Raw genomic sequence first — 11,609 nt, 5'->3', positions numbered from 1 at the left:
AGCTCGGTATTGGAGGACTTGGGTAGCGCGACTGACGAGCTGAAGCTCTGCACTACTTTGCTTCGCAGCGGCAACCAAACAAAAAAGCCAGAGACGCTCATCACGCCCCTGGCCTCAAGTCTTCGAGTCTTGTGTCTCCCGGCTTCGCCGAGGAATGGCTACGCCTCCAGTTTTACCGGATTCGTCAGCTTGCCGATCTTCTCGATCTCGATCGTGACTTCATCACCCTCAACCAGCCAGCGGGGAGGGGTGCGGGCCATGCCGACGCCGTGCGGGGTGCCGGTGAGGATGACGGTTCCAGGAAGCAACGTGGTGGAACCGCTCAGGAACTCGATCAGCGTGGGCACGTCGAAGATCATGTCGTTCGTGTTCCAGTCCTGGAGGACTTCGCCGTTCACAATCGTCTTGATCTGCAGTGCGTTCGGATTGGGAATCTCGTCGGCGGTGACAAGGGCGGGGCCGAGGGGGCAGAAGGTGTCAAAAGTCTTGCCGCGGCACCACTGGCTGCCACCCCAGTCTTTCTGCCAGTCGCGGGCGCTCACGTCGTTGGCGCAGGTGTAGCCCAGCACGTAGCTGAGGGCATCTTCCTTTTTGACGTTCTTGCAGCGCTTGCCGATGACGATGGCGAGCTCGCACTCGTAGTCCACCTGGTGGCTGGCCAGCTTGGTGGGAATCTCGATGGGATCGCCGGGGTTCTGGAGAGCGGAGATGGATTTGTGGAACAGCACCGGCCACTGCGGGATGGGGGCGCCGCTTTCGGCAGCGTGGTGGCGGTAGTTCAGGCCGATGCACGCGATGGCGACGGGGGCCACAGGTGCCAGGAGCTTTTGCACCTCGGCCGGGGTGTTGGAGGCGCGGTGCTCACCGAAGACGTCGCCTTCCAGAAGGACGATGGAGCCATCGTCTTTGAGAACACCGTGGCGGATGAGGTCGAGGGGATCGAGGTAACGGACAATTTTCATGATGGGCTCGCGAGAATACGCCGCGATTTAGGGTTTCGTACGAACCAGCGCAAATGGAATCGATGATTGCCAGCCGCCGCCCTAGGGCAGAAGTGACAGAACCACGCAAACTGGTGATAAATCGGGGCAGCCCCCCGGGGTGGGGGCACCGTTTTTTCGCGTTGGCAGTGGGAACGAAAAACGCTAGCGTTTCATCCATGGACTGCTGTGTTGGAGGAACTTTGCGACGTTGGACTGGTCAGGTGCTGGGAGGGGCGGCCATGCTGTTGCTGGCTTCATGTGCCTCCAAGCCCCCGCCGCCTCCCGTGGTGCAGACCCCGACCAAGCCGGTTTTGTTTGAATGGAACGGTGACGCCATTGAAGGGCCGGTCTCGGTGAAGATCGTGCTGGATGAGCAGAAGGCCTACATCTACAAGGGCACGGAGCAGGCGGGTTGGACCTACCTGGCCTCTGGCAAGGGTAGCCGCGCCAGCCCGGCGGGGAACTACCGCATCAGTGAAAAGATTCGGGACAAATACTCCGGTACCTGGGGGGTGCTGAAAGATGCCGAGGGCAACGTGGTGGACGGCGATGCCAGGTCAGGCCGAGAGCCTGTGCCGCCCGGCGGCCGCTTTGCCGGAGCGCCGATGCCGTACTGGATGCGTCTGACGGGCTACGGCATGGGCATGCACGCGGGGCATATCCCGCATCCCGGCCGCCCCGCCTCGCATGGTTGCATCCGCCTGCCGCGGGAGATGGCGGAGATTCTGTATGAGGCGGTGAAGATCGGCACGCCGGTGACGATCACGGGGAGCACGCCGAGATAGGGCCGCCTCGCGGCCAGTGCCAGCCAGCAGACCTGAGTCAGTAAATGGAGGGAGGGACATTCCTGTCCCGGTCGGAGGCGTGATGCCTGAGGTGGCGGGTGGTTAGGGTGTGCAGCGGCCTTTGGCTGTCGCTCCCTCTGCTTCCACGCGGGGCCGGAGACCCCGCCTCCTGTACTCTGCGGCCAAGTCATCCTGAGGTTTGTTTGCGGGTAAAGGAGGCGGGGGTTCCTGGCCCCGCTCAGTCGCTCGGCTCCTGAGGTGGTAGGCGGTCATCGGGGTTCAAGGGGATGACGCTTGTCGTATTCCTCCGCTCCCAAAGCCGGTTGGCACAACCGGACTACGCCGGAGGCGGCAGCCGAAAAGTAGTGCTGGGCTTTGGCCTGGCGTTGGAAGGCAGGAGTCGTGCGACTGCTTGTTCACTGCTACGGAAGCAGTCCGGCTGTCCCCTCGACCCACCTCGCTCTCCGCATTTTTCAAATGACACGTCGTTACGATCCCCGCATGGTTGGATAAAAATCCCCATGCAAAAGATCCCTTCTTTGTTCAAGCGTGACTACGAGGGCACTCGACTGGTGCTTGATGAGGTTGTCCCGGCTGCGGCCTGAGTGGCTGCCGGTGAAGGCGTGGCGACGCGCAAGTTTGACGGCACCTGCTGCAAAGTGGCAGGCGGTTGGCTCTTCAAGCGCTATGACGCCAAGCTTGGCCGGACCCCGCCGGAGGGCTTTGTCCCGGCGCAGGAGCCCGATGCCACCACGGGGCATTGGCCGGGCTGGTTGCCCGTGGGGGAGGGGGCGGAGGATCAATGGTATCGCGAGGCGTTCACCGGTACTGAGGCTGATGGAACCTATGAACTCTGCGGTCCGAAGGTTCAGGGCAATCCGGATCACTTTGACCGGCATGTGCTCGTTCCGCATGGCAAGGAGGAGCTGGAGGATGCTCCGCGAACCTTTGCCGGGCTGAAAACGTATCTCGAGGACAAGGACATCGAGGGCATTGTCTGGCATCATCCCGATGGGCGGATGGTGAAGATCAAGCGCCGTGATTTCTTCGCACCTGCGAAGCAGAAGGCGTACGCGTAAGGGGGGCGATGAAGTCGGTTATGGCGTGACATCGCATGCGGAATCGCGTACTCCGTTCGCCCGCGGGGCCGGAGACCCCGCCTCCTTTACCGGGAGGCGAGTGTTTTGGGAAAGGTAGAAGAGCCGTCTCGGCTCTTGGCCCCTGAAGGGGCGGGCGGCTAGAGGGTGGGATGGCGATTGGCTCGTCAGTCGCTTCGCTCCCAAGGCCGGTTGGGACAACCGGACTACGCCGGAGGCGGCAGCTGAAAGTAGTGCTGGGCTTTAGCCTGGCGTTGGGAATCGTGGGTAGCGCGACTGAGGCAGGCTAAAGCCTACCACTACTTTGCTTCGCCTCGCGGCATCGCTGCCGTTACGCCCGCACGAGCGGGACAGGTCCCGCGGTCACGTTCTCCAGGTCCACCTTGCGGTAGAAGCAGGTGGGGGCCTTGGTGTGGCAGCAGCCGCCGCCGAGTTGCTCGACTTTCAAAATCACGGCGTCCTGGTCGCAGTCCACGCGGATCTCTTTGACCACCTGGAATTCGCCGGAGGTCTTGCCCTTGTGCCAGATCTCCTTGCGGCTGCGGCTGTAGTACACAGCCTCGCCCAGGGCGATGGTCATGCGCAGCGTTTCCTCGTTCATATACGCCACCATGAGGGGCTCGTTGGTCTTGTGGTCGAGGGCGATGGCAGGGATCAGGCCGTCGGCATCGAACTTGGGGGCGAGGACGAGGCCCTGCTCGATGGTCTGCTTGGAATCGCGCTCGGCAAAGGCCAACTGGCTGGCTTCTAGGGACATGATCGTAGGAGGGGGCGGGGGCTGGGAACGGGAATTTTTGGGGAGGGTCAAGATGCCCCGCGGCGGGAAAAAGGAAAGCGGCTTTTGATTTGCTTCGACAACCGGGATGCCGTGCGTAGGGAAGGGGCATGGCATTCAAGGCAGACATCGCACTGCAATTCGTAAACCGCGCTCGCGAGCGAGGGCGGCTGGGGCATGCCTACCTCATCTGCGGCCCCAAGGAGGCGGATCTACCGGCCTTTGCCGTGCGGATGCTGAATCTCGTCTCCGGGAGTGGGTACAAGGATCTGGACACCTGGGAGAAGCACGGCATCTGCGTGGTGCGTCCAGAGAGCAAGTCCCGTCAGATCAAGGTGGATGCGGTTCGCGAGCAGGTGGAGCCCTATCTCTTTGTGACCTCCTCCGGGGCGGAGCACCGGCTGGTGGTGATCGCGGATGCGGAACGGATGAACGTGCAGGCGCAGAACGCCTTCCTGCGCACGCTGGAGGAGCCGCCGCCGCGGACGCTCTTCCTGCTGCTGTCTGAGCAGCCTCAGCAGTTCCTGGAGACCATCCTGTCCCGCGTGATCCGCATTTCGCTCATTCCGGAGGAAAATACGCGGAAGCTGACGCCCTCTGAGGTGCGCCTCGTGGACCTGCTCTCAGATCTGGCTAACCGCAAATCTGACTCCCTGGCGGGGGCCATGACCCTGCGGCGGGAGTTTGAGGAGATCCTGGAGGACATCCATGACGCTCTCACCAAGCAGCTGGAGGCCGTGTTCGAAGACGAGAAGAAGTTCTACAAGAGCACGACCGATGTGGACAACTCCTGGATCAAGTCGCGCGAAGAGGAGACGGAGGCCGCGATCGAGTCCCGCTACCGTCAGGAGCGGGATGCGCTGATGGAGCTGCTGCTGGCCTGGATGGGCGATGTGCTGCGCCACCAAGTGGGCGTGGAGCGCCTGGACCTGCCAGACTATGCCGCGGCCACCAAGGCCCTGGCGGCCCGCTGGGATGCCGGCACCCTGGCCCGACGGCTGAAGGAACTGCGCAGGCTGCACTCGAATCTGCACACGAATGTGAACGAGACGCTGGCGCTGGACTCCGCGTTTATTGCGGCTTTTGCGTGATGAGGTCTGCGCATCCTATGCGTATTGATTCCCATCGTTGACCTATGGAAGAGCGGCCGCAATCAACCTGGAAAGTCTGGCTCACGCGTGTGCTCGCTTGGGGCTTTGGTGGACTGTTCATCTGGGCGGGCTGGCTGAAGGTTCAGGATCCAACGCTGTTCCTGATCAGCGTGCGCTCGTTCCGGATGTTGCCGGATCCCTTTGCCGCGTGGCTGGCGCTGGCGCTGCCCTGGCTGGAGATCTTTGCAGGGCTGGCGGTGGTGACCGGGGGGTTGCGGCGCGGCGGCTTGTTGTTGTTGAACCTGTCCCTCGTGGCCTTTGGCGTTGCGCTAGTAACCGCGCTGGTGCGTGGGCTGGATGTGGAGTGCGGGTGCTTTGGCGGGAAGAACGGGACGACGCACATCTGGGAGGTGCTGGTGCGGGATGTGGTGTTGCTGGCGGTGGGGCTGTGGTTGACAGTGAAATGTAAGAGGTGAGTGGTAAGCGGTGTGGTGGTCTTGAGTGAGGTGGCGTGGATACTCAGGGAGGGGCGATGTCTTGCGATGGAGTCTGGATGTGTCGCAACGACCGAGCATGTTTCCTGAACCCGGAGGGCTCGCCAAACTTAGCCATGGGTCGGCCGAGTGAAGCGAGGACTACCCATGGATAGTTGGCTGCAAAATGGTACCGCGGAGCGGTACGCCTATCGGGTCCAAATGAAGGGCAGGGGCCAGCGTTGGATGGTCGTCTGGGGCTGGCAGCACAATGGGCCTACCGCTCCGCGGTAGCAGGCGCGCGCGTAATCCAGTGGTAGCTCCCGCTACGCTCGATCGACCACTGGCTATTCATGGTGAACCCTCCGGGTTCGGGGTGACGTGGCAGACTTGAGCGGGACCTCGCAGTCGAGGGCAAATCCGCTGGCGAATGAGTGCGTGGTTCAGTTGCCTGACCCAGCGAGTTTCCTGAGCCCGGAGGGTTCGTGGCCGGGCGATGGCAATTGCTTGCGTGCAAAAGCGGTTCTATCTCATAACCCCTGATACCTAACCTCCCAGCCCTAACTCACCCTCCACTCATACACGGTCCCGTCATCGGGGTGATCCAGGGTGAGCACGTGCTTGAAGCCATTCTTCTCCAGAATTCGCTGGGAGGCATTGCGCCTGGGGAGGGTCTGGGCGGCGATGATCACGGTGGCATCCGCCTCCAGGGCGATCTTCACCAGTGCGGCGGCCATGGCAGTGCCGATGCCGCGGTTCTCATTCTCGGGGAAGGTGAAATAGGCGATCTCCACTCGCTGGTTCTCGGGTGGGCCCTTGAAGGCGCAGGTACCCACGACGATGCCTGCCTCATCCAGCGCGAAGTAGGCGATCCACGGGGCCACGTAGGCGACCTTGCTGAAGAGCTGCGCTGTTCCTTCACGGACCTCCTGAATGAGCTCCGAGTCCTGTTCAATCGGCGGGGTGGTGGTGCCGTCGAGGTGGATGGGAACGAGCGTCAGCTTCATAGGTCGCTATCTATGCAGTCGCCTTCTTCGTCAGCGTCATCACACACTCCAGGTGCCTGGTCTGCGGGAAGAGGTCAAACGGCTGGACCTTCTCCAGCGTGTACCCGGCCTCCACGAACTTCACCAGATCGCGCATCTGCGTGGCTGGGTTGCAGGAAACGTACACAACGTTGTGCGGCCCGTAGGCAAAGAGCTGGTGCAGGAAGTCCTCGCCACAGCCGGCGCGGGGTGGGTCCACAATGACAGAGGACTCCTGGGCCGGGGTGAGCACCCCGGCGAAGAGGCGCTCGGCACTGCCGGCGATGAACTTCGCGTTCGTGATGTCGTTGATGCGGGCGTTGTGCGTGGCCTTGGCCACGGCGCTTTCCGAGATCTCCACGCCGATCACTTGCTCGAAGTGTTTCGCACAGGCCAGGCCGAAGAGGCCGCTGCCGCAGTAGGCATCGATGAGATAACGCGCCCCGTTCGTGCGGGCTTCCCGGGCCACGTGCTGAACGAAGGCGGGCAGGATGAAGGGGTTGTTCTGGAAGAAGTCGCCGGCCTGGAACTCAAAGCGGACGCCTTCCACCACTTCCACAGCGATCTGGGAGGATTCCGTGAGCACCTTGCCCTCAGACGCGCGCATGAGCAGGGTGGCGGCGCGCTTGTAGCGGTGCGCGTTCTGCCGCACCTCATCTCGCAGGGAGGTGAGACGCTCGTTGAGCTCCGGCATGGCGATCTCGCACCGCGGCACATCGATGATGCGGTAGCGGCTGCTGTCGGCCAGGAAGCCGATCTCACTGATGGTCCCATCGCGCGGCGGGGCGAAGTGCGGGGTGATCTTGGACCGGTAGGTGTACTGGGTGGGCGAGGGGATGACTGGCTCCACCGGGTGCTCGATGCGGGCCATGTGCTTCAGGAGCTCTGCCACCTGCTGGCGCTTCCAGTCCAGCTGGGTGGGGTAGTCCATGTTCTGGTACTGGCAGCCGCCACACTGGCCGAACACGGGGCAGGGGGGCTGGACGCGATGCGGGGAGGGCTCCAGCACTTCCAGCAGATCGGCCTCACTGTAGTTCTTGTGGTTGCGATGCACTCGGGCCAGCACCTTCTCCTGAGGCAGGGCAAAGGGCACCATCACCACCCACCCGTCCACGCGGGCCACCCCATGGCCCAGATTGGTGAGGGTATCAATCGTGAGCGTGAGCTCGTGATGGTAGGGGAAGGGATGGGGGACAAACTTCTTGGGCGGCGCACGCATGGTCCGTTCATCAACCGCCAAAGGCCCCGAATTGCAAGAATTCTCCGCAGTTGAGGGGGATGTGCCAGGGTTGGAAATCGGTTTCTCTGTGGGAGTGACACCGCCTTGACCCTGTCTCCATCGGGGGTTAGCATCGGCGCAGCTTTTGTTTCTCTTTCACCTTTTTTCCCTCTCAAATCTCACATGTGCGGCATTGTAGGCTATATCGGCAAGCGGCAGGCCAGTCCCATCCTCCTGGATGGGCTGCGGCGTCTGGAATATCGTGGTTATGACTCGGCCGGCATGGCCCTGCAAAACGGTGCCAGCCTTCAGGTGCTGCGCCGGGCGGGACGGATCGACAACCTGCGCCAGCTCGTGGCGGAGACGGCCCCGCAGAGCATGGCGGGCATCAGCCATACCCGCTGGGCCACTCACGGGGCGCCCACGGATGAAAACGCCCACCCTCACCGGGACCAGTCGGGCAATCTGGCGATCGTTCACAATGGCGTGATCGAGAACTATCAGACGCTGCGGGACACCCTGCTGGCGGATGGACACATTTTCGGCTCGGAAACGGACACGGAAGTGCTCGCCCACCTCATTGGCGTGTACTACGACGCCGGCACTCAGGAGGATCCGGTCGCCCGGCTCGTGGCCGCAGTGCAGGCGGCTCTGCCCCGGGTAAAGGGGACCTACGGCATCGCCGCCATCCATACGGATGCGCCAGACGTCATCGTCGGGGCCCGCTTGGGCAGCCCGCTGGTGGTCGGTCTCGGTCAAGATGAGCACTTCCTGGCCAGTGACGTGTCCGCCATCGTCGCGCACACGAAGGACGTCGTCTATCTCAACGACTACGACGTCGTCACGATCAAGAAAGACGGCTTCGACGTCCAGGCCCTGGCCGGTGGCTCCGCGCAGGTGCGGGTGAGCCGGGTGGACTTCACCGAGGACGAAGCGGAGATGGGCGACTTCCCGCACTACATGCTCAAGGAGATCTATGAGCAGCCGCAGTCCCTGCGCAATGCCTTGCGCGGCCGCCTCTCGCGGGATGAAGCCACGGTGGTGCTGGGTGGTCTGCAGATGTCGCCCATGGAGCTGCGCCAGATTGACCGCATCATTCTCAGCGGCTGCGGCACGGCTTATCATGCCGGCATGGTGGGTGAGTACCTGCTGGAGACAGTGGCCCGCATCCCCACGGAGGTGGAGATCGCCAGTGAATTCCGCTATCGCAACGTGCCCACGGACAAGAACACGCTGCAGTTCGTGATCAGCCAGAGCGGCGAGACCATCGACACGCTTGCAGCTCTCCGCGAGGCCAAGCGCAAGGGCATGAAGGTGCTCGGCATCGTGAACAACGTGGCCAGCACCATCGCCCGTGAGACGGACGGTGGCATCTACATCCACGCGGGTCCGGAAATCGGGGTGGCAGCGACGAAGAGCTTCACCTCCCAGGTGGCGGTGCTCACTCTGCTGAGCTTCCTCTTTGGCCGCATCCATCACCTCAGCAGCACGGACGGTCTGGAGCTCATCGATGAGCTGGAGGCCATCCCGGACAAAATTGCCTCGATCCTGGAGCAGGCGGATCACATCAAGACCATCGCCAACAAGTACGCGGATGCGGACGGCATGCTCTTCATGGGCCGCCAGATCAACTACCCTGTGGCCATGGAAGGGGCGCTGAAGATGAAGGAGATCAGCTACATCTACGCCAGCGGTCACCCCAGCGCGGAGCTCAAGCACGGCATCATCGCCCTCGTGAAGCCGGAGCTGCCCAGTATTTTCCTCGCTCCGCATGATGCGGTGTTCGAGAAGAACATCAGCAACATCGAGGAAGTGAAGGCCCGCAAGGGTCCGGTGGTGGCGGTGGCGACGGAAGGTCACCCCCACATCGAGAAGGTGGCGGACGATGTGATCTACATCCCGCGCAGCCCCTCCATCCTGAGCCCGCTGCTCACGGTCATCCCTCTGCAGTTGCTGGCCTACTACGTGGCCGTGGCCCGCGGATGCGATGTGGACAAGCCTCGCAACCTTGCCAAAAGCGTGACGGTGGAATGAACATTCTCCGCCAGCTCTGGTCTCAGTCGGGGATGCAATGGCGCCTGGCAGCACTGTCGGTCTGTGTAGCCGCAGTTCTGCTGGGATCTTCCGGTCTCAGGGCTGCGGATGTTGTTCCGCAGCCTCATCCGGAGATGGCCCCGGCCGATTTCCTGGATTGTGTGGGCAAGCAGACAAAGGCCCGGTGGCGCACGCTCTACCGGCAGCCGCCGCCCACGCCTTCCTCTGACCGTCGCAAGGTGGCCTTCACCTTGGGCGGGCTAATGGCGGATGCCTACCTGACGCTTCAGGCGGGCCATGCCCAGCAGTTCAAGAACAACAACCAGGAAGTGCTGAACTACGCCCGCGTGCTGGGCCTGGCGGAAAAGATCACCCCCGACATCCTGGCAGAAGGCAAGATGGCCGAGGCTGAGGACTGGCCCATGCTCCGGGAGAAACTGGTGCAGAAGCAGGGTGTGATCTCGAACCTGCTCAAGGAGCAGCGTGACGATGACCTGGCCATCCTGGTGGATCTGGGCATGTGGCTGAGACTGCTGGAAATCAGCTCCGAGCTCGTGGTCGGGAATACGGCGTTGGAGAATAAATCCCTCTGCATTGGCTCCAAGACCCTGCTCGATGAGATGATCGCCCGCTATGAGCGGCTCACCGAGGTGGCGCGGACCGATGAAACCATCGCCCAGATCGGCAGTGTGCTCCAGATGCTGCAGCGCCACTGGACCGCGGCGGAAAATGATCCGTCTGACGAGGTGGTGACCATGACGCATGAGAAGCTGCGTTATTTGATGGGCAAGCTGACGATGAAGTAGCGCCGGTGAGTGGTAAATGGTTAGAGGTAAGTGGTGGCTGAGGGGCGTTGCGGGGCGGTTTGTGAAGGTGTTCGGGCTTTGGAAGCTGTAGGGAGTACAGACTTCAGTCTGCTTCCGGATGTCTGTCGTATTCTGAAGCAAACTAAAGTTTGAACTACAAACAGCTTCCAACTTCATCTGCGCTGAGGCTCTGTTTGTAGTTCAAACTTTAGTTTGCTTCAGGGGTCCAATGCTGTCTGAGCAGACTGAAGTCTGTACTCCATACAGAGCCTGTGTTGGAAGGACGTCAGGGGGCAATCCTCACCACCTCACAACTGCTTCACCATCACGTGATCGTCCATGACAAAGCCGCCGCCGATGTCCGTGCAGCGATCTTCCTCGAACTCGAATCCGGCGCGCAGATAGGCGCGGATGGCCTTGCTGTTCTGCCGGTTCACGCGGAGCTGGAGCGTTCCGGCACCAGCACCAGTCGCTTCCTCGATGACATGCGCCAATGCTGAGGCACCGACGCCGCGGCCGTGCTGGTTGGGCTTCACGTAAAGCTTGTGCAGCAAGGCGGTGGATTTTCCCGGCTCTGCTCCTGCCTCTAGTTCCCAGCCTAAAAAGCCGACGATGCTGCCGTCTTCCTCGCGAATGAGTTGATACCTCACGCCGCGGGTGCTGACCTCCTCCTCCAGATGGGGCACGTTGTACATCAGACCCAGCATGTACTGGATCTGATCGGCGCTGATGAGTTCGCGGTAAACTTGCGGCCAGATCTCCCGGGCCAGGGCCTCCACGGTGGGGAGGTCCTCCAGCCCGGCTGGGACAAACTGCAGGTGGTTGGTGGGGGACCAGTGCTCGCCCGCCCACTTCAGCGCGGCCTGCCAGGCGGCGACATCGTCATTGGGGCTGAGCGCGGTGAGTTGCTGCACAATGTCCGAGCGGCGGGGCTCGACGATGCCCTCCTCCCGGATTTGTTTCTCATCCGAAGGGTGCTCAGACTCGGGCAGCAGATGCTTGGAAAGGTACCAGCAAGCCCAGGCGCGCCAAGTGCGCAGCGTCTTGTGCGGCTCCACCATGCGGGTGGCGAGGTGTTGATAATGTCGGCGGGGATTGCCGATGAACTGGCCCTCTGGCCGATGCTGGAGGATCCAGGCCACGGCATGGTAAGGGCGAGAGTCTTCCACCTGTAGTGAAACCTCCGGCAGATGGCAGGAGAGCGCCCGGTTCACCAGGAGCAGGGACTTGGCGGGGAATCCCTCCAGCCACAGGCTCTGGGCATAGTGCAGTGCCAGGTGGTAGAAGGTCGCACTGCGATCCCGACCCAGTGCGTGAATCT

General features: G+C 62.2%; 11 protein-coding genes. 6 read left to right on the top strand and 5 right to left on the bottom strand.

Annotated elements, in window-relative coordinates; genetic code table 11:
* Positions 1 to 158: 158 nt before the first annotated feature.
* A complete protein-coding gene (locus BV106_RS26195) occupies positions 159 to 962 on the bottom strand; it encodes a fumarylacetoacetate hydrolase family protein (RefSeq protein ID WP_038169667.1) in 804 nt (267 codons plus the stop codon).
* A gap of 197 nt (positions 963 to 1,159) precedes the next feature.
* On the opposite strand from BV106_RS26195, the gene BV106_RS37620 reads away from it, so the two are divergent.
* A complete protein-coding gene (locus BV106_RS37620) occupies positions 1,160 to 1,768 on the top strand; it encodes a L,D-transpeptidase (RefSeq protein ID WP_265596080.1) in 609 nt (202 codons plus the stop codon).
* 605 nt (positions 1,769 to 2,373) lie between these two features.
* On the top strand, positions 2,374 to 2,847 hold the full coding sequence (locus tag BV106_RS26185) for a DUF5565 family protein (RefSeq protein WP_265596079.1): 474 nt from the start codon (positions 2,374 to 2,376) through the stop codon (positions 2,845 to 2,847).
* A 349-nt stretch (positions 2,848 to 3,196) separates the two neighbouring features.
* Here BV106_RS26185 and hisI read toward each other — a convergent pair whose 3' ends face one another.
* Positions 3,197 to 3,622, bottom strand: a complete 426-nt coding sequence (gene hisI, locus BV106_RS26180; protein ID WP_051946353.1) for a phosphoribosyl-AMP cyclohydrolase — start codon at positions 3,620 to 3,622, stop codon at positions 3,197 to 3,199.
* Between the two features lie 128 nt (positions 3,623 to 3,750).
* Here hisI and BV106_RS26175 point away from each other — a divergent pair, with 128 nt between their 5' ends.
* Positions 3,751 to 4,731: a DNA polymerase III subunit delta' gene (locus tag BV106_RS26175; protein WP_038169665.1), complete on the top strand. Its 981-nt coding sequence runs from the start codon at positions 3,751 to 3,753 to the stop codon at positions 4,729 to 4,731.
* Between the two features lie 44 nt (positions 4,732 to 4,775).
* Complete coding sequence (locus BV106_RS26170) at positions 4,776 to 5,207, top strand: MauE/DoxX family redox-associated membrane protein (RefSeq protein ID WP_051946352.1); 432 nt, start codon at positions 4,776 to 4,778, stop codon at positions 5,205 to 5,207.
* Positions 5,208 to 5,764: 557 nt separating this feature from the next.
* On the opposite strand, the gene BV106_RS36285 is transcribed toward BV106_RS26170, so the two are convergent.
* Positions 5,765 to 6,211 carry a GNAT family protein gene (locus BV106_RS36285; RefSeq protein ID WP_051946351.1) on the bottom strand — a complete coding sequence of 149 codons (447 nt, stop codon included), beginning with the start codon at positions 6,209 to 6,211 and terminating at the stop codon, positions 5,765 to 5,767.
* A gap of 10 nt (positions 6,212 to 6,221) precedes the next feature.
* Positions 6,222 to 7,448: a class I SAM-dependent RNA methyltransferase gene (locus BV106_RS26160; protein WP_038169662.1), complete on the bottom strand. Its 1,227-nt coding sequence runs from the start codon at positions 7,446 to 7,448 to the stop codon at positions 6,222 to 6,224.
* A gap of 183 nt (positions 7,449 to 7,631) precedes the next feature.
* Between BV106_RS26160 and glmS the strand changes: the two genes are divergently transcribed.
* Both glmS and BV106_RS26150 read left to right on the top strand, forming a co-directional pair.
* Positions 7,632 to 9,482, top strand: coding sequence for a glutamine--fructose-6-phosphate transaminase (isomerizing) (glmS, locus tag BV106_RS26155; RefSeq protein WP_038169660.1), 1,851 nt, complete (start codon positions 7,632 to 7,634; stop codon positions 9,480 to 9,482).
* Positions 9,479 to 10,288: a hypothetical protein gene (locus BV106_RS26150; protein ID WP_038169658.1), complete on the top strand. Its 810-nt coding sequence runs from the start codon at positions 9,479 to 9,481 to the stop codon at positions 10,286 to 10,288. The genes glmS and BV106_RS26150 overlap by 4 nt, the downstream gene beginning before the upstream one ends.
* A 308-nt stretch (positions 10,289 to 10,596) precedes the next feature.
* Here BV106_RS26150 and BV106_RS37615 read toward each other — a convergent pair.
* Positions 10,597 to 11,609, bottom strand: a 1,013-nt coding sequence (locus tag BV106_RS37615; RefSeq protein WP_051946350.1) for a GNAT family N-acetyltransferase, incomplete at its 5' end; no start/stop codon positions are given.

Origin of the sequence: Verrucomicrobium sp. BvORR106 (assembly GCF_000739655.1) — a bacterium.
In the GTDB taxonomy this organism is placed as follows: Bacteria; Verrucomicrobiota; Verrucomicrobiia; order Verrucomicrobiales; family Verrucomicrobiaceae; genus Verrucomicrobium.
This window is presented reverse-complemented; position numbering and strand designations above follow the sequence as displayed.